We start from the raw sequence: 21,227 nt of genomic DNA, 5'->3' as shown, positions 1-21,227 counted from the left end.
TAAATTTCAGAAAACTTTCATCACAGCGAAATTTTCATTTCATTATATTTTCCCATTCGAAATATTCCGGTACGGAAAGGTAATGACTGGCTTCTTCCCGATCGGCTTTTGTCAGGTAATAAATCATTTCTGAAAATGTACTTTTTACTTCTTCTCTCTGCATATTTACCATACGGGGAGGTATTTTCCCATTTTCGTCTTCCACCTCCTGCAGATATACGGGTATCACGTTTTGGTGCACATCTACAGCAACCATACATCCGGAACATCCGGCTTCATAGAGTTTCTTCACCCCTATCCCCAAAGTCGTACAATAAGTCAGATCAAATCCGCAAGGGTCCACACAACGTAAAGAATATCCGACTTCTACGGGACGGCTGATAATCGTCAAACCGTATTTTTCCAGACAGTTCCGTACAATTTTATTGAGGATATAAGCTTTTCCCACATCACTGAGCTCCGGATGTCCATGGGCATCTTGTCCAAAGACAATCCCCGAAGCGGCGATATCCTCTTCCTGAAGAAAATGGAAAATCCCTTCACTAATGACAACTACTCCGGATTTCTGTCCTAAAATACGCCTTTTAATCATAGCGGAGACAATTAACCGGATCACCCTGTCCATAGTAATCTTCAATCCACTGAACATCTCCGGAATAATAATCATAGCACTCTGAATTCCCTTACCGATTTCATAAGCCAAGTGACCGGCTTCTCTCCCCATAGACATGAGGATATACCAATTTTGAGTAGTGGCAGCTTCTGCTTTTACCACCTTAGCAATGTTCATTCCCATCTCTTTTGCCGACATAAAGCCAAAGGTTGGAACCCCTTCCGGTAAGGGCAGATCGTTATCGATCGTTTTGGGTACATGTATATTTTGTATCGGGATGTGGTTTTCCACCAGATATTTTGTCAGGCGGTTGGCTGTCGAAGCCGTATCGTCTCCTCCTATGGTGACTAACAATTTTACCTGATAGCGCAGGAAAAAGGTACAGGAGAAATCTTCGTCTTTCGGCTTAAAACGGCTCATTTTAATCAAAGAACCTCCCCGGGTATAGATCTGATCGGCTTTTTCAAAAGTCAATTCTTCTACTTCCGGATGGTCTGTAAACAATCCTTTGTATCCTTCGTGTATTCCTAAAACCCGGTAACCGGCTTTCAAAAATACTTTAGTAACCGTAGCTACGACCGTGTTAATACCGGGAGCCGGACCGCCTCCGCATAGAATGGCTATTGTCTTCATATTTTTTCTTTACTGTTGTGTGTTTATTTTCCTTTTATTGGGGGAACAAAAATAAAAAAATCCCCTAAGCTGTAAAAATGCCTGGGGGACTTTATAAAAAAGAGCGGGTATTATTTCAACCGTTTTTGAATAGCTTTGGAAGCTTCCTCATAGCCGGGTTTTTCCAACAAAGCAAACATATTGTTTTTATAAGCCTCCACTCCGGGCTGGTCAAAAGGATTCACCCCCGACATGCAACCGGAAATACCACAAGCCAGTTCAAAGAAATAAAACAATTGGCCGATATATTCTGCCGTCAACTCCGGTAAAGTAACCAACATATTGGGAACTCCTCCATCTACATGAGCCAGTCTCGTTCCCAATTCTGCCATTTTATTTACTTCATCTACACGCTTACCTGCCAGAAAATTCAATTTATCCAAATTGGCATCGTCAGCAGGTATGTCCACCCGATGATGCGGTTTTTCTACCGAGATGACAGTTTCCATCATCATACGAGGCCCCTGCTGAATAAACTGCCCCATAGAATGTAAATCTGTCGTAAAATCGACACCGGCCGGAAAGATTCCTTTGTGATCTTTCCCTTCACTCTCTCCGAACAATTGCTTCCACCATTCGATAATATAATGTAACTTAGGATTAAAATCAGCCAACAATTCTATGTTATATCCTTTGCGATGCAAAGCCGTCCGGGCAGCCGCATATTCTGTCGCCGGATTTATTTCCTGCTCCAGGCAGAGTTTCCTCATTTCTACAGCTCCTTTGACCAAAGCCCTGATATCAAATCCGGCAATAGCAATCGGCAATAAACCTACCGGAGTCAAAACAGAAAAACGTCCTCCGACATTATCCGGAATAATAAAGGATTTATAACCTTCCTGATCCGCTAATGTACGAAGGGCTCCTTTATGAGCATCCGTAATGGCGACAATCCGTTTTCCGGCTTCTGTTCTCCCTACTTTCTTTTCCAGCATTTCTTTCAACAACCGGAAAGCTATAGCAGGTTCTGTAGTCGTCCCGGATTTGGAAATTACACAAATACCGAACTCTTTATCTTCCAGATAATTCAGCAATTCATAGTAATAATCTTCCCCTATATTATGGCCTGCAAAAATTATTTTCATGTCCGCTTTTCCAAAATTATGAAAACTTCCGGCCAAAGCTTCTATCACGGCCCGGGCACCGAGATAAGACCCACCGATACCAATGACTACGACAACCTCCGTACGGGACCGTAAAGCCCGGGCTGTCTCTTCCATATCTTTCAATTCTTCTACCGTAATTTGTTCCGGTAAATCCAACCATCCTAAAAAATCATTTCCTTTACAATTTCCGTCTTTCAAACTTTGCAGCGCTCTCTCTGCTTCCGGAAACAACATGCCGATCTCCTCTTTTTTTACAAAATTACAGACAGAACTGTAATCAAATTTAATACTGTTCATAAGCGATATATTTACAATTAATGTACACCTGCTTGTCGGGTCTTTTAAACCAATTCCCCTCTTTTCTTAAAGCACTTCCCAAACGACGGACTGATTTATTTTACTACCTGTACAGGAGGTTTATTTTTTCTTTGCTTTCAACAAATCTCTGAATTTAGATGCCTGTTCGTAATCCTCATTCCGAATAGCTTCATCCATTAATTTGGTCAATTCCTGTATCGTATATTCTTTAAACTGATTTTCTTCTACATTTACTACTCCGGTATGTATAGCTCCCTGTTGTTGTTCTCTCACATCCTGATTCACTAAAATTCCGGCTTTTTCTATAATTTCAGGTGTCGTATAAACAGGAGCCCCATATCGTAAAGCCAGTGCCACAGCATCGGAGGTTCTCGAATCAACCTTTACAATACGCAGGGGAGTTTCAAAATAAAGTTCCGAATAGAATATACCCGCATCCAAACGATAAATCAAAACTTCTTTCAATGTCACCTCCAGGCTGTCTGTCAATGATTTGATCAGGTCATGGGTTAAAGGACGCTGCGGCTGCAACTTCTCTAATTGAATGGCAATCGATTGTGCTTCAGGCATACCGATAACAATAGGAATCCGGTGCAAATCTGCTTCGTCCGACAATATCAGTGCATAAGCTCCCGTTTGCGACATACTGTATGATAACCCTAAAACCTTCAACCTAATTCGATCCATATCTATAAACCGTTAAATTTCATATTCCCGCCCCTCGGACCTCGTAAAAAGATTAACGACATCTGCCTGTTTTAGTTTCACTATTCAGTTACATATTATCATTAAAATTACATTTCATCCGTTTCAAGCATACGCTGGCCAAGCCGCCCAAGCTTGTTTCCCGGTATTTTGCCTGCATATCCCGACCCGTTTCCATCATGGTTTTAACGACATCGTCAAAAGTAACCATATGTCTTCCATCCGAAAACAAGGCATAAATAGCACATTCACGAGCCTTTTGAGCTACAAAAGCATTTCGTTCGATGCAGGGGATTTGCACATACCCACATACCGGGTCGCACGTCAATCCCAGATTATGCTCAAACCCCATCTCTGCAGCATATTCAATCTGACGGGGAGTGCCTCCGAGTACTTGGGTGGCAGCCCCCGCAGCCATGGCGCAAGCGGTACCGAGCTCCCCCTGACACCCTACTTCAGCACCGGAAATAGAACCGTTACTTTTCACGACATTCCCGATCAGTCCGGCCGTCGCCAAGCCCCGTATCAACCGATGATCCGTCATTCCCTGATCGTGTTTCAAAAAATACATCACCGCCGGTACAACCCCTGAAGCCCCGCATGTCGGAGCCGTAGTCACCCGTCCTCCTCCGGCATTTTCTTCTGAAGTGGCCAGTGCCGCCGCAAACAGCATTCCCATCGGACGAGAGGAACCTGCCGACTGCATAGCTTTGATATTATAAGAACTCGCTTTACGGGCTAATTTTAAAGTGCCCGGCAGGACACCTTCATTTTCCAATCCGTTTTTAATGGTTTGCTGCATCTGGGCCCATACTTCCGCCAGATAATCGAAAATATCAGCAGACTCGTGGGCGGCCACATAATCGACCAGCGTACATCCTTCCCGCTTACACCACTCCAAGACTTCCCCCATCGTAGTGACCGGATAAATCTCCTCTGAATCGAAAGTTCCCTCAGCATCCCACAAAGCACCCCCACCCACACTATAAACTTCCCATTTATCCGTTACCTCTTCTCCGACCAGGCATTCGAACACCATTCCGTTAGGATGGCGAGGTAAAGTAACATCCGACCTCCATACAATCTCCGTATCTTCCGGTCTGCCAATCACCTTATTTATAACCGTATCTGTACCATGTCCTTTTCCCGTCAGCGCCAGACTCCCATACAAAGTGATCCGGTATTTATCGGCTTCCGGATGTTTGTTTTTAAAAAACTCAGCTGCCTGACTAGGCCCCATGGTATGACTGGAAGAAGGCCCATAGCCCATTCTGAAAATCTCTTTTATTGATTTCATTTGCCAATTTAAATCTTAACACCTATTATTAAACGATAAAAACACCTGAATTGCTGTCTTATCTCTTGTCTTTTCATTAAAAATAGCAGGTCTGTAAGCCGGGTTCTGTTCCTTTCGGTTTCTATCATTTATCTAGTCTGCAGATCACTCTGCAGATCGAGCGACCTACCCCCCGATTCAGCCGGGAAAGCTTAAAACATCGGTATACATGGTCTTGCAACCCGTGAGACGTACGGCTGCCCCGGTCACCCGGAGCACCGGTGGGCTCTTACTCCGCCTTTTCACCCTTATTCCGGACTTGCTTACACAAATCTGGAACGGTTTTTTTCTGTTACGCTGGATATGCCTTCACAGACATCTTCTCGTTAAGAAGCACGGCTCCCTGTGTTGCCCGGACTTTCCTCTCTCCTTTTCAGGACAGCGATAGAACGACCTGCTATTTATTCCTTTAAGTCTTCCGACTTATTTAATAATTTTATAAACTCCTTCATTTCAGTTTATCATATTCCTGAAATGTATCACTAATTCTGATAGTGTACTTATTCTGTATACGAATCTCCGGATTCCTCCTTTTAATTCATAATAGGATCTTCCGGAAAATTTGCCCAAATTTTATACCTTCCTCCCAGATCCGACATCGATTTCTCCCACAGTTCAGACCAAGGTAATTGCAAAAGACGAGTGCGTTCCATATTCCCCACCATCCACGAATTCTCCTCCAGCTCTTTTTGCAACTGTCCGGCTTCCCAACCGCTATAACCAGCAAAAAAACGAATTTCTTCCGGAAGAACTTTTCCCTCCCTTATCAAACGGGTAAGATGCACAAAATCTCCTCCCCAATAAATTCCGTCATCAATATGTAAAGCATCCGGAAGTTCCGAATGAGTATGCAAATAATACAACTGATTTTGTTCCACCGGTCCTCCTAAATATACCGGAAAGTCCATCCCTTTCAATTCTGTCACCAGATCCGACGTCGTATAGGATATCGGCTTATTCAAGACAAACCCGATACTCCCTTTTTCATCGTGTTCTACGATATAGACCACAGCACGGGAAAAATACCGACCCTCCAGAAAAGGCTCGGCGATTAAGATATCCCCTACCGCAACATTTTTACGATTAGGCTTTATTTTAAACAAATCCTGAAACTGTTCGTCCACAAATATTCGTATTTTTACCTGTCAAAAATAGCAAATTATTTTGGTATGGTAAGAATAATCTGTAGCATACTTTTATCTTTATTTTACGCAAACGCTTTAAATGCACAGGAACCTCTTCTTCCGGTTGCCGTATCTGAAGCAGATACCCTGCCCCATGTGTATCTACAGGAAGTAAAAGTGAAAGGTAAAAATCTCTACAAAAAAAAATATATCCGTTCCGCACGACGCCAAACCCGATTGGAATACAATGTAAAAAAAGTATACCCCTACGCCCGGATTGCTGCAGAGAAAATTCAACAAATAGACCGGCAGATAGACCAAACAAAAGATAAATCCAAACGAAAAGAAATAATTAAAAAAGAATACAAAGCCCTGATGAAATCGTTCAAACAACCTTTAATGAAACTGTCGATTACTCAGGGACGCATTCTGGTAAGATTAATCTACCGGGAAACCAATAACAGTGCCTTTGCCCATATCAAGGAATACAAAGGCAGTGTCAACGCCTATTTCTGGCAATCTCTCGCTCTTTTGTTCGGAAATAATCTAAAAGCCGATTATGCACCTTACGGAAAAGACCGTGAAATAGAAGATATCGTAAAAAGAATAGAAAGAGGAGAATTGTAGAACTTTTATACACAAAAGGCGAACAAAGAGGAAAAAGAACAGAAAGGACAGAAAGAAATCCGTAATTCTTTATTATTTCGGATCAGAGAATTTCATGTATCTGCGGTAGGTAGCATATTAAAAGGATATATTTCAATAATGCCTTATGTTGCAACAAAAGTTTCATTTATAGAATGTTGTTCCGATGATAAATGTCCAAAATAAGCACTTGAATCCACTACAATAAGGACGACCTTGAACTATGCCGGTCGTCCTTTCTTAATTGTATATTTTTCTATTTCAGCGTATTCATATCGATCACGTACCGGAATTTCACTTTACCGTCAATTACGTTCTGATACGCACGATTGATTGCGTCGGCATCAGCGTCAAGCAGTTCGATTTCGGGGTAGATGTTGTGCGCAATCGAGTAGTCGAGCATCTCCTGCGTTTCGGGGATGCCGGCGATTAACGTACCGTAAATTTTACGACGTCCGGCCAATGCACCCGTATGAACCGACGGAATCTGGTCTGCGGCAGGCATACCGATTAATACCATTTCGCCGTCCACTTTCAGCATACGCACATACTGTTCTACATTGAATTTTGCAGGAATTGTGCTGAGGATTACGCGAAACGAATTTTCCAGCCCTTTCCATTCCTCCGGATTATTAACATTGACATATTTTGTGGCTCCCATACGGATAGCATCAGTCCGCTTATCCTCTGAAATATCGAATACGGTAACCTCTGCACCGAATGAAACGGCGTACTGTACAGCTAAATGTCCCAAACCTCCAAATCCGGCCACAGCAATTTTATCCCCCTGTCCCACATGCGTAAAGCGCAAGGGTGAGTAGGTTGTAGCTCCAGCACACAGCAACGGTGCAATACGGGCAAGGTCAGCCCCCTGCGGAATCTTCAGTGCGAATTTTTCTGTTACGACGATGTTGTTCGAGTAGCCTCCGAGAGTAGGATCGCCCTCAAAATCACGGGAATTATAGGTATAGACTGTCTTGTTGTTCTCGCAATATTGTTCTTCTCCGGCCTTGCAACGATCACATACGCCACAGGAATTGACCATACAGCCTACACCAGCCAAATCACCGACCTTGAATTTCGTTACATTCTTGCCGACTTCTATGACACGTCCGGCAATCTCATGGCCAGGAACCATAGGAAAAATCGAACCGCCCCATTCGTCGCGAGATTGATGGATGTCACTATGACAGATACCAGAATAAAGAATCTCAATCAGAACGTCATTGTCGCCGACTGTTTTGCGCTCAAATTCATAAGCGGTCAATACGCCGCTTTTATCCATTGTAGCAAAACCTTTCGAGTGAATAGCTCCTCCATGAGAGGGATGGTGCTGCGCCTGTGCGTTTACAAAGCTTGTCAGTAAGAGAGCAAACAGCAAATAAAAAATCTTTTTCATTTTCTTCCTTGTTTTTATTCGTTAATAATCTAAATGTTTCTGGTAGTTACTCTTCCTTTGAAAAAATCGGAGAAGAATAACAGGAGTTCCTCAGGAGTAATTTGCAATTCAAATTGCTTTTCCATGATTTATTTATTTTCAATATATTTGACTATGCGAGCCGGATTTCCCACGACCACCGCATTCTCCGGTACATCGCAGGTTACGATGGTTCCGGCTCCGATTACAGCATTCTTCCCTATCGTAACGCCCATCAATACCGTTACATTACCGCCGATCCATACGCTGTCGCCAATGGTAACCGGTTTGGCAATGGCCAACATTTCCTGCCGACCGACAGCCTCCATCGGATGCGATACGGCAAAAATGCCGGTATTGGGACCGATCCACACATTATCGCCTATGGTAACAGTAGCCATATCGAGAATCATCACGTTGTAGTTCGTGAGAAAATTATCGCCGATATGGATGTTGACACCCAAATCGCATCTGAAACCGGGTTTGATGCTCGGATTTTTTCCTACGCTTCCAAACAGTTTACGAAACAGCTGTTCCCGGATTGAAGGATCCAGAATGGATACTGTGTCTATTTTCTGACACAAGGCGATGGCTTTGTTCTGGATTTCAGCTATTTCTGCATCGTCCATGCGGTAATATGCCCCAACCTGCAATTTTTCAATCTCTTTCATAACCGGTTATTTCTTTAGTTCTTTCAGCCAATTATTATATGCGGCGAACAGCGGAGTTCCTGCGATATAAGAGAGTTGTTTGATGTCCGCGCGCTTCTCCCGTAAAAAATCATAAGCTCGTGGAGCTTGTACCCCTGCTCCGCAATTGAGAATCACAGGACGATCAGACGGAATTTCCGTATAACGCTCCGGCAATTGGGTGCGTGGGATGTGAATGTTACCGACGAATTGGGTATAGCCCTCATACCAGTCGTCTTCGCGCACATCGATGATATACAAATTGGGAGTAGATTTCATGTATTCAAGCGCATCGGATGGAGTAAGTCCGCCCAGATAACGTTCGCTCCCAGTGAGACCATTCTCGTTTTTATGCTCCTGTTCGTTTTTCCACGAATTATACTCATCGAACAATGGCGCACCGTCAATGTAGGAAATTGCCGGAATATCGGAGCGTAACTCTTTCAAGCTGCGGTAAGCACCGGGCACAATCATACCCAGCCGACAATGCAATATTACCGGACGTCCCGCAGGGATGCCGAGATACAATTCCCGTTCCTCCTGACTATTCAGATTCTCAATCGGAATATTGATCGCTCCTAGGAAATGCTTACGTTCAAAATTGTTCCTCGAAGCAACATCGACAATAATCAGGTTCTCGGTTGTTTTCATATACGCCAATGCCTGTTGTGGGGACATTGCACCAAGAAACTGAGGCGTAGGAGTATCAGAATCTCCGGCTGCCGGATGGTTCTTGGCTTCGCAGCTTGTGCATTCTATCAGAAGCGTCGCTGCCATCATCATTGCTATTCTTTTTTTCATTTTCACTTATATTATTTGTTGATTCTGCCATTCCGTCGAAACATTTGTACTGTGCCGAATTGCGCTTTTTCGCGCTGCAACAACTCAGCGACTTTATTCCCAATACACAAACAACAACCCGTACATCGGGAGAATCCGTACTTTTGCACGATATTACCGCAAATTACCGTTCCATTCTCCTGCTTGAAATGGTCGAACAACTCTTTGGACAAAGCGATTGTTTTCTCGTTTTCATCAGGCAGGTATATACCCAAAGCCATGATTCCAGCCGAGAGTGCTCCGCAGGTTCCCTCGTTATAGGAGCGTCCGATACCGCCCCGAAAACCTGCCGAGAACGCCATGATTTGCTGTTCCGGCAGATTGCTGCCGAGTGTTCTGCATATTCCCAATAGGGTTGCCTGCGAGCAGGAATAGTTTTGTTCCCGCAACCGGATGATTTCAACCCTGACTTTTTCCATCATATCATTTCGTTCCTCTGTTTGGTAAATATCCGTTTCCGGGATATGCTCCTGTGATTTGACCTCCTGTACCGTAACGATTGCCAACATCCCAATAGCGGATATAAGTATCTTCTTCATGCACTTGTTTTTAATTATTTCTTTGCTGCAAAGATACCGGCAGGCACTTCCCTGCAGGTTTTTCCAGACGTCATTTTGAAGTTTTCCGAAACGTCATTCTGTCTGTTTGGAAAGTTGCCGTTCATATTTATAATGCAACGTAAACAGCAGCATACAACCGATAAAAGCCAATGGAACGCCGACCAATGCCGGATAACGGTCGTTCCACCCTGCTTGCAAGGCCAAACCACCACACCATGCGGCCAATGCATTACCGACATTAAAGGCAATCTGAATACTTGCCGCACCCAACATTTCCCCGCCTTTCGAAAAGCGGACAATCAAATATTGCAGCGGACTGCCCACCCCGAAAAGTCCGGCTGTCCCAATCATCATCAGAAGGACCGAAAGCCACGGAACAGATGCAAAGAAGAAAATCGACAATAACGTAACCACCATGCACGACTGGACAACGGCAGCCACCAATCCTGCCGGATATTTGTCTGCCAGACGTCCGCCTATCAGATTTCCGGCCACCATGCCAAGTCCCGCCAACACCATCAGCCATGAAAGACTACTCACGGAGAATCCCGAAACATTCGTCAGCAATGGATTGATGTAACTATACCAGCAATAAACACCGCCTCCGCCTATCAGCGTACCAAAGACAATCAACCACGGGGCAGGAGATTTCATAAAACGGAACTGTCCTTTGAACCCCGTATCGGGCAATGCGTCCATACGGGGAACCCAACGCCAGATTCCGTAAAGGCTGATGATACTCCAACAGGAAACTAACACAAAAGTAAGCCGCCACGAAATCGCATTGCTCAAAGCCGTTCCCAACGGCACGCCGAAAACCGTAGCGACCGTCATCCCCGCCATCATGATCGACACCGCTTGCGTTGCTTTTCCCTCCGGAGCCAACCGCTGGGCAATGATGGACGCTACGCCGAAATAAGCTCCGTGCGGAAAACCGGAGAGGAAACGGGCGATAAGCAACATCGTGAAATTCGGGGCTACGGCAGCGCAAAGATTGCCTGCCAGAATGACGACCGACAATAACAAAAGAATCCGTTTCAACGGAAATTTCCGCACCAGCAATAAGGCCGGAGAACCGACACACACGCCCAACGCGTATGCTGAAATCAAATGTCCTGCTTGTGTGATGCTAATCTGTAAATCCTGTGCGATACTGCCTAAAATACCCATCATGGCAAATTCGGCTATTCCTAGGCCAAATGTGCCGAATGCCATTGCCATCAGACTTTTTTTCATCATTATGTATATGCTAATAGATTACGTTTGGAAATACCCATAAAAAACATCATCGGATTTTTAGCTGATCCGATGATGCAAAAGTAGAGGGATAATAAAGAACAGAGGTTTTCCGAAACGTTCTATCTGCTTTGCTGAAAAGTCTTTTTCGCTATACAGCACTCACCGGTATGGCCGATGGCGGATAGCCGTATTCCTTTTTGAAGGCGGTCGAAAAATGCGACAGGTTTTTGAACCCAACCTCCAGATAGACATCGGCAGGCTTGCGCCCCAGCTTGTCCATCATACATTTGGCCTCCTCTAACCGCCGCTTAATGATCCAACGGCTCGGCGTGAGATGAAAGAGCTGCGAGAAATCTTTTTTGAACGAGGACAGACTTCGTCCTGTATAGTGCGCGAACTCTTCGACCGAAAGATCACATTTATAGTTTTTGTTCATAAACTCCTCCAGATTGATTTTCCACGGTTCGGCGAAATCAAACAACACTTGCCCCAAATCGGGTTTGAGTTGCAGAAGCGTAAAAACGGCCTCGGCCAATTTGGATTCCATCAACTCTTTCGAGGGATATTGCTGCGCACCGAAATATTGTTCCAGCGATGAGAACAGCCCGTTCAAAAACGGATGCTTCTCCAGCAGTACATAAGTAGATTTCGCCGTCATAGGATTGCTCACAAGCGGCACAGTTATCTGATGTTCGCTCAACATACGTTTCAGAAACGGCATTTTCAATTGCAGAAACAGCCCCTTGAAAGGCTCGCCGCTTTTCGACGGTTGCTTGATTTTGCGGACTAAATGATTGCGCTTCACGAAAAAGGCATCCCCTTTCTTCAAATGGTATTTCTTTTCGGGAGCAATCAATTCCATTTCCCCCGAACAAAGATATACTAACATGTGCTCGGAGATCATCTCCTCACACCACTTGTCTTTCTCCACCATACAGCAGAAAAAGGTATCCATATAATTATAAACGACAACACCCGGTTCCATACTCTTTATTTTTAGTCATCCATTACAAATATACTGTTTTTCAAGGAATATACCGGCTAATCCTGCCACCAAATGCGGGTGACACTCTCTCCTGGTACGATCCGTTCGCCCATGATAGGCGAAACCAATTCGATACGATCCGCCGCTGCCAATGCTGCCACTTTTTGAATGGATTCATCCCACGGATGCAATGCCAGATCAAATACACCCCAATGCACAGGCAATAGTTTTCTCGCATTTATATCTTTGCAAACAGAAATTACCTCTTCCGGAAAAAGGTGCGTATTCGGCCAGCCGGGATTCCATCCGTCTATCTCTACACAAGCCAGATCGAACGGACCATACTGCTCACCGATTTGTTTGAAATGTTTGCCGTAGCCGGAATCTCCACTCCAAAAGATATTCTTCTGTGTTCCCTTTATCGCATATCCCGTCCAGAGGGTTTTATTACGATCCGTTTTACTGCGTCCTGAATAATGGACGCCGGGGGTCGAAGTTATTTGCAGCAAGCCGATCTCTGTGGTCTCTGCCCACCCCAGTTCAATGATTCGTTCTTCCGGAATACCCCAATCGCGCAGACGGGCACCAACCCCCAACGGCACGATGAAACGGGTATCCCGATTCCGGAGGAACTTGATCGTCTTTACCTCCAAATGATCGTAATGGTCGTGCGTAATCAACACGGCATCCACATGAGGCAACTCTTCCCGTTTTATAGGGAAAGTAGTGTAACGCGGCACGACGCCCGGCAACGGAGCGGCATTTTCCAATACAGGATCAATCAGTATCCGTACACCGTCTAATTCCAGGAGGACAGATGAATGTCCGAACCAATAAAGGGCATAAGCCGATGGATTGGCTGCAAAATCCGTTTTCTTCAAAACAACTTTCGGCAATTCTCTCGCCGGAGCATAGGGAGATTTTTTGAAAAATCGTCCGAATCCTGCACGGCCACCTGTTGTCCGTTCCGGATAAGACGTTAATTCTTCGGGACTAACAAACACATCATTCTGTAAAGAATGATAAGACAGGCCGCCAAATTTCAATATTCGTTCCTTTTTTGTGTCAAGTGTTCCTATATTCTGCCAAATAGAACCGCCAATAAAGAAAATAGCGAGTAATAAAATAATTCCTGAAATACCTAATATCCGTTTTTTCTTTCGTTTCATACTTTTAATTAAATTCCTCATACAAAGGTAGTCCTTTTTAATCCACAACGCTTTTCTCAAAAGTTTTTTATACTTTTCTCAAAAGTTTATTTTACATATTCATAGTACAGAGTCGGACGATCCCTCACTCAAATATTTCCGTTTCCAGCAATCCCATACGCTTATCCTTTTTTCTTTTGATTCCCTAGGCGCAACAGAAATTCCGTTTGCAATCTCTCATTTTTTATTCTTATCTTTGACCCAAATACGGAGAAATAATGACATTTGAGGAAATTGTAAAAGACCTGAAAGCCGGTAAATATAAGCCTCTTTATTTTTTAAACGGAGAAGAGCCTTTTTTTATAGACCAGATCACTGAGTTGGTCGAAAAGTATGCCCTTGCCGAAGATGAGAAAGCTTTTAACCAAACGGTGATGTACGGAAATGAAGTCAACATGACGACCATTACCGATACAGCCAGACGCTTTCCGGTCCTGGCACAACGACAAGTGATAATCGTCCGCGAAGCACAAAATATCAAAGATTTTGACAATCTCCTCCCTTATATAGACCATTTGCAATTGTCAACAGTTTTACTATTTGCTTATAAAAATAAGAAAGCGGACAAACGAAAAAATGTATTTAAAAAACTGTCGGCTTCGCCCCATTGCATCTGGCTGGACTCCAATAAACTATATGAAAATAAAATTCCGGACTGGATCATCGACTATTGCCGGACAGCCGGTTACGCTATCGTACCTAAAGCTGCCGGGATTTTGGCAGAAAGCTTGGGGACTGATTTAAGCCGGATAGCCAATGAAATTGATAAGCTCACCCTTTTATTACCCGCAGGAGGAGAAATTAATGAAAGTCTTGTGGAAGCAAATACAGGGATCAGCAAAGATTTTAATACATTTGAATTACAGTCTGCTATTATCTATAAAGATTATTTAAAGGCAAATCGTATTATAAACTATTTTCAGGCAAACCCAAAGAACAATCCTCTCGTATTAACGATAGCAATGCTCTTTAAATACTTTCTGAATTTATTGACTTACCACTACCAGAAAAAAGCGACCCCCAATGTACAGGAAATGGCTCGCATATTAGGTATCAATACTTTTTTCATGAAAGATTATACAGAAGGAGCCAAAGCTTATAATGCAGTAAAATGTGCTGCAATTATTTCTTTATTAAGAGAATACGATATGAAATCAAAAGGCGTCGGGAATGTAGGGATATCAGAAGGAGAATTGCTAAAAGAGCTAATTTTTAAAATCATGCATTGAACTTTTAGAAATCACCTGATGGAAGGGAGAAATAAAAACAAAAACTAAGTATACTAAATTCGGGAATCATGAGAAAAAAAAACCTTGCAGCCACTCTTATGCCCCAACGATCCCTGCACAAAGCTGTCTTTTTCAATAGAGATGGCACCATTATTTACAACGGGAAACAACATTATATCTACCGTACAGAAGATGTCGTATTAAATGAGGGGGTTGTAGAAGGGCTCAGACAACTTCAACAAGCCGGTTATCTACTTTTTATTGTGACGAACCAAGGCGGGATTGCCAAAGGAATATATACCCATGAAGATGTCAAGAAAGTGCATGATTATCTTCGCCATTCCTTGACTGAAAAAGGCATTACAATCACTGAAATTTATTATTGTCCCCATCATGAAAGTATAAAAACCTGTGTTTGTCGTAAACCTTCTCCTTATATGATCCATCTGGCGGTAGAAGATTTTCAGATTGACCGGAATGCTTCGTATCTGATCGGCAACAATCTACGCGATATAAAAGCTGCCGAAGCCGCCGGCATTAAGTCAATCAAAATCCATAAAAATCAAAGCATCCTTCCCGCTGTAAACAAAATAATAGGTCCCCCCCGGAAACGCATTAATATGAATTTAGACGAATCAGAATTTTGAAGCAGCAGGGGCTGTTAATTGAATATCTGCAATAAATTTGGTATCAGGGTCTACGGGAGTCAACGCGATATAACCGCTTTTTATCTTTCCGGATTCCAGGCATAGGGGAAAATCGCGGGCGAGCTGAAACTGCCTTCTCCAAGCCGCTTTCTCGGCGGGTAAATAAGAAAGCATAAATACCCCCTCTGTATTTTTCAGTACATAACGTTGAGACAAAAATAACGCTAAAATTCCCATTGTATAACGCAGATTGATCTCCACACAAGGATGAATTTTATATACTCCTTCCCCCTGCCTGTATATCATCATATCTACACCGAAATACCCCTCATATACCGGACCTATATGAGTCTCCAGAACGCTTTCAAGCTGTCGTTTCAACATAGCGAAAGAACTTTCATCCAGATAAGAGAGGAGCTTTTGCTCTATTTTTTCCTGTCCCCCAATGTAATTTCCTTTGTATTCCCCCTTTTTACCGGAATAGAAAAGAGATAAACCCAGAAACCGAACTTTTCCTTTCTCTGCATAAAACTCCATAGCAAAATCACATTCTTTATCTAAAAACTCCTCCAGCATAATATACCCTTGCCGATCCAATATTCCTCCTATCCATTCCCTGGATTTCGCATTTACCTCTCCTCCCCGAATTTTTAATAATCCTTTACCGGAGGAAGACCAGGGAGCTTTTACCAAATAATCTTTCTGCTCCCGCAAAACCGCTGTAATTTCTTCCAAGGAAGCACAAACAGTGGGAAAAACAGAGGCTTCCACAAACGGTAAAACATGCCGTAGATGTATCAAACAGTCAAGGGCCACCTTTCGGCTGTAATGCTCTTTGTCTTCCGGCTTCCACCGGTCGGTCTGCAAAAGACTTGCCATTCTGGGGCTCCATCCCCAAGGTTCCTGTTTTAAATCCGGAGAAATCGTCTCCTGATCTGTAAAAATAGAAGGAGATAAATTGAAAATTTTCAATCGGGATGCTAAAAAATCCGGCGACGGCCTCTGTTTCATCCAAATACCATCCCCCTGCTCGGAAAAATAAGCCGGTAAATAAGCCAATTCATCAGCCATCCGGACAATATTAGCGGGAGGCGTATAATAAGGACTCCCGTTGGCTATCGCCATTTCTGTATCCGGATTAAAATAATAAAGCTTTCCCATTCTTTAACTTTTCCCTGAAGATAAAATTTTCATAAAGCATTCTTTGCAATCGAATTCCAAACGATACCGATATTTATCGTTGCATAAGTAAAGGGGAAAATTCAATGTCTGAACAGGAAATTGCTTGCGGCAATAGCCTAGCTCATACAACAGGCAATAACGGGTATGCATCAATACTCTCCCTTCCATCGCTTCAGTGAGTTCAAAACCCGCCTCTATTCCTACAGCCCCATGCTCCCGGTAAAAGGCCTCAGCCTCTTTGTTGACAACATTAGCCTGCCAAGGGATATAAGGTAAATACGGAACTTGCCGGTCAAGCGGATTCATTCTCACCACCGGTCGCCGGACTTCCCGGGCCTGAGCTAATTTTATTAATAAAACCCGGCGAAACTCATTGATTACCCCGACCGGCATAAAGAGCACTTCTTCTCCTTCATAATGTACCGAACGACATAAAAAATCAGTGTCCCCGCACTTCTTTAATTGCTGTTCTATCCGTTCCCGCTGTTGAGCCTGCTGCGCTCGCTCAAAATGCTGATCCGGTTTAAATTCCACCGCAACTTTATCTTCATCTTCTGCAAATAACTCTACACGACCGTCTTTTGCCCGGATTTGAATTTCAACCCCGATTTTTCTTACGGTCTTTGACTTTTCTACCTGCATAGCAAACTGGTGGTCGTAGTTCCGATAAATCAGTGTCCCGGGCATAAGCCGTAAGATCTCATTGCAAATTATCTTTTCCCCTTCCACCCGGTTTACCCGTATCCCTTCTAACCCTTCTTCCCCGATATAGCAAAGTCCATCTCCATTGTGCAGCTCTTCTGCTGTAATCAACCACAATTCATTTTTATATACTTTCTTTACCCTACCCAACAGTTTTCCCATCGATTTCGGACTTTCCCTATTCACCAGTTCCTTCTGCCGTCCCTGAGCAAAATAAGTTGTAAATCCCCTGTTAAAACTGCGCTCTGGATCTGCTGTGAAATCGGATATTACTTCTCCGGACGAAAGGCGTCCGATCTTATTATTATTAATTTTCAATTGATTATTTATAAGCGAATTATAATGATTGGTCACATTCGACACATAATTCGCATCCTTTAAACGCCCCTCTATTTTAAAAGAATCTACCCCGATACGAATTAAATCATCTATATAAGCAGACATATTTAAATCCTTCAAAGACAACACATACTTATCCCGTACCAACACTTGATCCGACTTATCTTTCACCGTCCATTTCATCCGGCAAGCCTGTGCACATTCCCCCCGGTTAGCTGAACGCCCGAACATATACTGGGATAAATAGCACTGACCACTTAAACTCACACACAAAGCCCCGTGTATAAACACTTCCAGTTCCGCTTTTACTTCTTTGCGGATGGTTTCAATCTGTTCTAAGGACAATTCCCGGGCCAAGACGATCCGCTGAAATCCGAGCCGATCCAGAAATTTTATTTTTTCTAATTCGTAGTTATGCATCTGAGTACTTGCATGAAGAGAAATGGGAGGTAAATCCAGCTGTAACAACCCCATATCCTGAATAATTAATGCGTCTACTCCGATTTCGTATAATTTCCGCACCAATTGTTCGGCCATTTTCAACTCAGCATCATATAAAATAGTATTTAAAGTAACATATACTTTGCTATAAAAGCGATGAGCATACTCAACCAAGGTTTCAATGTCTTCCAGACGATTACCGGCTTCCTTTCTGGCCCCAAAGGCAGAAGCGCCTATGTATACAGCATCTGCCCCATTATTTATCGCTGCTATACCGATTAAAGCATCCCGGGCTGGAGCCAATAGCTCAATTTTTTTCATACTTTCCGCTTTTTCTGTTTGCACGCTACAATCTTCTATAAAATTCTCCGCTTCCCACGCCTTCCTGACCCACCTATCTATAGATTCGCTATTTTACTTTTCCTTCCAGGTGATAGGAAGCTCCGGCCATTGTTTTCCCTCTACAACCGGCATTTCCCACAATTCACAACAGGGAAAATATTTTTCCAGATAATCCCGGATCACTCGGATAGAATCTTGTTTTATCTGTTCACTATCGTTGGGAAAATCATTATATATCACGTGACTCACCTGAATTCCCCTCCAGCGGCATAATTCCAAACTCATCAATGTATGATTTATACTACCTAATTTAGAAGAAGAAACCAGTATTAAAGGATAATGGTGCTCCTGTATGTAATCAATTGTCAAATACTCCCGGGTCACCGGTACATAAAGCCCTCCCGCTCCTTCCAACAAGACCAGCTCGTATTGTTGCAATAACTTTTCTGTAGCCCGGTGAATTACCTGCCTATCTAAATGCACCCCGTCTATTTCGGCAGCCAGATGAGGCGAGGCCGGATAAGTCATAACATAAGGACAAGTCAGTCCCTCCCGATCCGCTTCCTCCGGCTCAATTCCCATGATTTCCCTGTGTTTCAGGATATCTTCCGAAATACCTTTGCATCCCGTCTGAATAAATTTCTGAGTAATTACATTTACTCCTTTTTGTCTTAAAGTACGGGCAATAACCCCTGTGACAATCGATTTCCCCGTATCCGTATCAATACCGCTAACAAAATATACAGCCATTTTAATATAATTTAATTTTCCTTTAATTTAGAGGATAGTATACCTTTCTATTTTCCAGAGATACTTTTCCTTTTTTTCTTGTCTTTATTCAGACAAAATTATAAAATTCACTCAGAATCCATTCACCTTTGCCAGATAGTTCTTAATTTTGTGTATATACTAAACAACTAAACTAAAACGAAATGAAAACAAGAAATTTTTTTGTAACCTTCCTCTTGAGCGGAAGTATTATTTTTTCGGGCGCTTTTCTAGGCGGCTGTGCCAGTATGAGTAATACAGGGAAAGGAGCAGCCATTGGCGCCGGAGGAGGAGCAGCTTTAGGAGCAGGCATCGGCGCCTTAGCGGGTAAAGGAAAAGGAGCAGCCATCGGAGCAGCTATCGGAGCGGCCGTAGGAAGTGGTACAGGAGCCTTAATCGGCCGGAGAATGGACAAGCAGAAAAAAGAACTGGAAGCTATTCAGGAAGCTAAAGTGGAGACTGTTACTGACGCAAACAATCTGCAGGCCATCAAAGTGACCTTTGATAACGGTATTTTATTTGCCACCAACAAAAGCGAATTAAGTCCGGCCGCCAGAACTGCTTTGACAAAATTTGCAGCTTCTCTGAAAAATTCTCCGGATACGGATATTACGATTTACGGTCATACCGATAATACCGGAAGCCGGACTGTCAATGAAAGGATCTCTAAAGAAAGAGCCGAAGCTGTTGCGAATTTTCTGGTAGGAGAAGGGATCAGCCGTTCCCGTATCAAAACAGAGGGACTGGCTTTTGATCAGCCCGTAGCAGATAATAGTACGGCAGAAGGCCGGGCCTTGAATCGCCGTGTGGAAATATATATTACAGCCAATAAAGATATGATTCAAAAAGCAGAAAACGGGTCGCTTAACTAAAATTCAGGCAATCTGACTAGAGCCCGTAAAAACAATCGACGCTTCGCCAACTAACGGAATGAGAACTCTGAGTTAAATATTCTTTTCTCAGAATCGTAATACGTTAACTGGCGAAGCGTCATTTTTCCGGCCCGGCTTTTCCAGGCCGATCTTCTTATGCCAATAAAGCAGCTAAAGCTATCGAATTCAGTTTCGTCTCTACGCTGTCTCCCCTCGAGGATAAGACGCTGGGTACTTTTGCCCCAACAAGTATAGCTCCCTGATTAGACTTGCATATCTTTGTATTGGTTTTGTAAAAGACATTTCCCGACTCCAGATTGGGGAATACCAAACAATCCGCATCTCCTGCTACCAGAGAGTGCACCTTCTTAATCTGAGCGGCTTCCCTATCAATAGCCAGGTCTAAAGCCATGGGACCGTCTACAACGACAGAACTGCAAATCTGTCCCCGTTCCGCCATCTTCGACAAAATAGCCGCATCTACCGTCGACTGTATCTTGGGTAACACCTGCTCGGTCGGAGCAATCAGGGCAACCTTTGGACAATCTACCCCCAATGCTTTGGCCGTCAATGTCACATATTTGATCATAGCAATCTTCTGATTCAAATCCGGTAAAGGAATAACCGCTACATCACTTATTACTAATAACTTATGATAACCAGGACATTCCATAACCGTCACATGCGACAGAATGGTATTCGGTTCCACTAATCCCCTCTCTTTATTTAATATAGCCCTCATGTATTTATCTGTACTCACCAACCCTTTCATAATGACGTCGGCTTTCCCTTCTCTTACCCATTCTACTGCTTTCTGAGCTCCTTTGCTATCTACAGGTTCATGTATGATCTCAAAACAAGATAGATCATACCCTTGTTCCTGACACACTTTGGTTATCTCCTGCTGATCTCCGACTAATATAGCCTCCACCAAGCCCATCTGCACAGCTGTATACACGGCCTCAATAGAATGACTGTCATTTGCATAAGCAACGACCAGACGCTTTTTACGCACATCTTTTTTAAGTGATTCGTAAATATCACTGATTTTTTCGATTCTCATTGTATAAACAGGTAATTAGTTGTAATCTGTAACAAAAATATAGGTTTTTATTTAAAACAAAAACTTTATTGCACAATTTATTCTATTTTGTGCATTTATACAATTATTGTGCCATTCTTTAGCCTTTTTTAAAATTTATAAATTTATTTCCAATCGTCAGAGCGATATTTTTTTCTTTGCGCCGG

Annotated in this window: 20 protein-coding genes and 1 other RNA gene; 4 read left to right on the top strand and 17 right to left on the bottom strand. The window is 43.2% G+C overall.

Annotated elements, in window-relative coordinates:
- Positions 1 to 34: 34 nt before the first annotated feature.
- From HMPREF9449_RS04380 to HMPREF9449_RS04360, 6 genes are all read right to left on the bottom strand, one after another.
- Entirely contained in the window at positions 35 to 1,246 is a 1,212-nt protein-coding gene (locus HMPREF9449_RS04380; protein WP_009136025.1) for a 6-phosphofructokinase, read from the bottom strand.
- Between the two features lie 110 nt (positions 1,247 to 1,356).
- Entirely contained in the window at positions 1,357 to 2,688 is a 1,332-nt protein-coding gene (locus tag HMPREF9449_RS04375) for a glucose-6-phosphate isomerase (RefSeq protein ID WP_009136024.1), read from the bottom strand.
- A 120-nt stretch (positions 2,689 to 2,808) separates the two neighbouring features.
- On the bottom strand, positions 2,809 to 3,396 hold the full coding sequence (locus HMPREF9449_RS04370) for a bifunctional nuclease family protein (protein ID WP_009136023.1): 588 nt from the start codon (positions 3,394 to 3,396) through the stop codon (positions 2,809 to 2,811).
- Positions 3,397 to 3,484: 88 nt separating this feature from the next.
- Positions 3,485 to 4,711, bottom strand: a complete 1,227-nt coding sequence (locus tag HMPREF9449_RS04365) for an L-serine ammonia-lyase (protein ID WP_040611208.1) — start codon at positions 4,709 to 4,711, stop codon at positions 3,485 to 3,487.
- A gap of 78 nt (positions 4,712 to 4,789) precedes the next feature.
- Positions 4,790 to 5,151: RNase P RNA component class A (gene rnpB, locus HMPREF9449_RS15970), an RNA gene on the bottom strand.
- A 132-nt stretch (positions 5,152 to 5,283) separates the two neighbouring features.
- A complete protein-coding gene (locus HMPREF9449_RS04360) occupies positions 5,284 to 5,874 on the bottom strand; it encodes a YqgE/AlgH family protein (RefSeq protein WP_009136021.1) in 591 nt (196 codons plus the stop codon).
- A 45-nt stretch (positions 5,875 to 5,919) separates the two neighbouring features.
- Here HMPREF9449_RS04360 and HMPREF9449_RS04355 point away from each other — a divergent pair, with 45 nt between their 5' ends.
- Complete coding sequence (locus HMPREF9449_RS04355; protein WP_009136020.1) at positions 5,920 to 6,501, top strand: DUF4294 domain-containing protein; 582 nt, start codon at positions 5,920 to 5,922, stop codon at positions 6,499 to 6,501.
- A 274-nt stretch (positions 6,502 to 6,775) separates the two neighbouring features.
- Here the strand turns inward: HMPREF9449_RS04355 and HMPREF9449_RS04350 are convergent, their stop codons facing one another.
- The 7 genes from HMPREF9449_RS04350 to HMPREF9449_RS04320 form a co-directional block, all read right to left on the bottom strand.
- Positions 6,776 to 7,918, bottom strand: a complete 1,143-nt coding sequence (locus tag HMPREF9449_RS04350; protein WP_009136019.1) for an NAD(P)-dependent alcohol dehydrogenase — start codon at positions 7,916 to 7,918, stop codon at positions 6,776 to 6,778.
- A 128-nt stretch (positions 7,919 to 8,046) separates the two neighbouring features.
- A complete protein-coding gene (locus HMPREF9449_RS04345; protein ID WP_009136018.1) occupies positions 8,047 to 8,607 on the bottom strand; it encodes a sugar O-acetyltransferase in 561 nt (186 codons plus the stop codon).
- A gap of 6 nt (positions 8,608 to 8,613) precedes the next feature.
- Entirely contained in the window at positions 8,614 to 9,303 is a 690-nt protein-coding gene (locus tag HMPREF9449_RS04340; protein ID WP_232211405.1) for a rhodanese-like domain-containing protein, read from the bottom strand.
- Between the two features lie 134 nt (positions 9,304 to 9,437).
- Positions 9,438 to 10,004, bottom strand: coding sequence for a C-GCAxxG-C-C family protein (locus HMPREF9449_RS04335; protein ID WP_009136016.1), 567 nt, complete (start codon positions 10,002 to 10,004; stop codon positions 9,438 to 9,440).
- Between the two features lie 93 nt (positions 10,005 to 10,097).
- On the bottom strand, positions 10,098 to 11,261 hold the full coding sequence (gene araJ / locus HMPREF9449_RS04330) for an MFS transporter AraJ (protein ID WP_040611627.1): 1,164 nt from the start codon (positions 11,259 to 11,261) through the stop codon (positions 10,098 to 10,100).
- Between the two features lie 151 nt (positions 11,262 to 11,412).
- Positions 11,413 to 12,249, bottom strand: coding sequence for an AraC family transcriptional regulator (locus HMPREF9449_RS04325; protein WP_009136014.1), 837 nt, complete (start codon positions 12,247 to 12,249; stop codon positions 11,413 to 11,415).
- A 56-nt stretch (positions 12,250 to 12,305) separates the two neighbouring features.
- Complete coding sequence (locus HMPREF9449_RS04320; RefSeq protein WP_040611626.1) at positions 12,306 to 13,418, bottom strand: MBL fold metallo-hydrolase; 1,113 nt, start codon at positions 13,416 to 13,418, stop codon at positions 12,306 to 12,308.
- Between the two features lie 257 nt (positions 13,419 to 13,675).
- On the opposite strand from HMPREF9449_RS04320, the gene holA reads away from it, so the two are divergent.
- Together holA and HMPREF9449_RS04310 are read left to right on the top strand one after the other, a co-directional pair.
- Positions 13,676 to 14,686 (top strand): DNA polymerase III subunit delta, encoded by a 1,011-nt coding sequence (gene holA, locus HMPREF9449_RS04315; RefSeq protein WP_009136012.1) that lies wholly within the window; start codon positions 13,676 to 13,678, stop codon positions 14,684 to 14,686.
- 68 nt (positions 14,687 to 14,754) lie between these two features.
- Positions 14,755 to 15,333, top strand: a complete 579-nt coding sequence (locus HMPREF9449_RS04310) for a D-glycero-alpha-D-manno-heptose-1,7-bisphosphate 7-phosphatase (protein ID WP_009136011.1) — start codon at positions 14,755 to 14,757, stop codon at positions 15,331 to 15,333.
- Here HMPREF9449_RS04310 and HMPREF9449_RS04305 read toward each other — a convergent pair.
- From HMPREF9449_RS04305 to bioD, 3 genes are all read right to left on the bottom strand, one after another.
- Entirely contained in the window at positions 15,322 to 16,494 is a 1,173-nt protein-coding gene (locus HMPREF9449_RS04305) for a hypothetical protein (protein ID WP_009136010.1), read from the bottom strand. The two genes, HMPREF9449_RS04310 and HMPREF9449_RS04305, sit on opposite strands and share 12 nt — an antisense overlap.
- 3 nt (positions 16,495 to 16,497) lie before the next feature.
- The gene (locus HMPREF9449_RS04300) at positions 16,498 to 18,318 is read right to left on the bottom strand and encodes a peptidase U32 family protein (protein ID WP_009136009.1); all 1,821 of its coding nucleotides are present in this window, start codon (positions 18,316 to 18,318) and stop codon (positions 16,498 to 16,500) included.
- A 93-nt stretch (positions 18,319 to 18,411) separates the two neighbouring features.
- Positions 18,412 to 19,095, bottom strand: a complete 684-nt coding sequence (gene bioD / locus HMPREF9449_RS04295; protein WP_071987180.1) for a dethiobiotin synthase — start codon at positions 19,093 to 19,095, stop codon at positions 18,412 to 18,414.
- 176 nt (positions 19,096 to 19,271) lie between these two features.
- Between bioD and HMPREF9449_RS04290 the strand changes: the two genes are divergently transcribed.
- The gene (locus HMPREF9449_RS04290) at positions 19,272 to 19,979 is read left to right on the top strand and encodes an OmpA family protein (RefSeq protein ID WP_009136007.1); all 708 of its coding nucleotides are present in this window, start codon (positions 19,272 to 19,274) and stop codon (positions 19,977 to 19,979) included.
- Between the two features lie 154 nt (positions 19,980 to 20,133).
- On the opposite strand, the gene HMPREF9449_RS04285 is transcribed toward HMPREF9449_RS04290, so the two are convergent.
- Positions 20,134 to 21,042 carry a bifunctional enoyl-CoA hydratase/phosphate acetyltransferase gene (locus HMPREF9449_RS04285; RefSeq protein ID WP_009136006.1) on the bottom strand — a complete coding sequence of 303 codons (909 nt, stop codon included), beginning with the start codon at positions 21,040 to 21,042 and terminating at the stop codon, positions 20,134 to 20,136.
- Positions 21,043 to 21,227 lie beyond the last annotated feature (185 nt).

The sequence above is a fragment of the Odoribacter laneus YIT 12061 genome, from assembly GCF_000243215.1.
Classification (GTDB): Bacteria; Bacteroidota; Bacteroidia; order Bacteroidales; family Marinifilaceae; genus Culturomica; species Culturomica lanea.
The sequence above is the reverse complement of the archived record's forward strand: the minus strand, read 5'-3'. Positions and strand labels throughout refer to the sequence as shown.

Bases quoted from the DNA above. Each gene is read 5' to 3' on its own strand.
- HMPREF9449_RS04380 (WP_009136025.1), bottom strand. From the start codon at position 1,246: ATGAAGACAATAGCCATTCTATGCGGAGGCGGTCCGGCTCCCGGTATT.
- HMPREF9449_RS04375 (WP_009136024.1), bottom strand. From the start codon at position 2,688: ATGAACAGTATTAAATTTGATTACAGTTCTGTCTGTAATTTTGTAAAA.
- HMPREF9449_RS04370 (WP_009136023.1), bottom strand. From the start codon at position 3,396: ATGGATCGAATTAGGTTGAAGGTTTTAGGGTTATCATACAGTATGTCG.
- HMPREF9449_RS04365 (WP_040611208.1), bottom strand. From the start codon at position 4,711: ATGAAATCAATAAAAGAGATTTTCAGAATGGGCTATGGGCCTTCTTCC.
- HMPREF9449_RS04355 (WP_009136020.1), top strand. From the start codon at position 5,920: ATGGTAAGAATAATCTGTAGCATACTTTTATCTTTATTTTACGCAAAC.
- HMPREF9449_RS04350 (WP_009136019.1), bottom strand. From the start codon at position 7,918: ATGAAAAAGATTTTTTATTTGCTGTTTGCTCTCTTACTGACAAGCTTT.
- HMPREF9449_RS04345 (WP_009136018.1), bottom strand. From the start codon at position 8,607: ATGAAAGAGATTGAAAAATTGCAGGTTGGGGCATATTACCGCATGGAC.
- HMPREF9449_RS04340 (WP_232211405.1), bottom strand. From the start codon at position 9,303: ATGTCCCCACAACAGGCATTGGCGTATATGAAAACAACCGAGAACCTG.
- HMPREF9449_RS04335 (WP_009136016.1), bottom strand. From the start codon at position 10,004: ATGAAGAAGATACTTATATCCGCTATTGGGATGTTGGCAATCGTTACG.
- araJ (WP_040611627.1), bottom strand. From the start codon at position 11,261: ATGAAAAAAAGTCTGATGGCAATGGCATTCGGCACATTTGGCCTAGGA.
- HMPREF9449_RS04325 (WP_009136014.1), bottom strand. From the start codon at position 12,249: ATGGAACCGGGTGTTGTCGTTTATAATTATATGGATACCTTTTTCTGC.
- HMPREF9449_RS04320 (WP_040611626.1), bottom strand. From the start codon at position 13,418: ATGAAACGAAAGAAAAAACGGATATTAGGTATTTCAGGAATTATTTTA.
- holA (WP_009136012.1), top strand. From the start codon at position 13,676: ATGACATTTGAGGAAATTGTAAAAGACCTGAAAGCCGGTAAATATAAG.
- HMPREF9449_RS04310 (WP_009136011.1), top strand. From the start codon at position 14,755: ATGAGAAAAAAAAACCTTGCAGCCACTCTTATGCCCCAACGATCCCTG.
- HMPREF9449_RS04305 (WP_009136010.1), bottom strand. From the start codon at position 16,494: ATGGGAAAGCTTTATTATTTTAATCCGGATACAGAAATGGCGATAGCC.
- HMPREF9449_RS04300 (WP_009136009.1), bottom strand. From the start codon at position 18,318: ATGAAAAAAATTGAGCTATTGGCTCCAGCCCGGGATGCTTTAATCGGT.
- HMPREF9449_RS04290 (WP_009136007.1), top strand. From the start codon at position 19,272: ATGAAAACAAGAAATTTTTTTGTAACCTTCCTCTTGAGCGGAAGTATT.
- HMPREF9449_RS04285 (WP_009136006.1), bottom strand. From the start codon at position 21,042: ATGAGAATCGAAAAAATCAGTGATATTTACGAATCACTTAAAAAAGAT.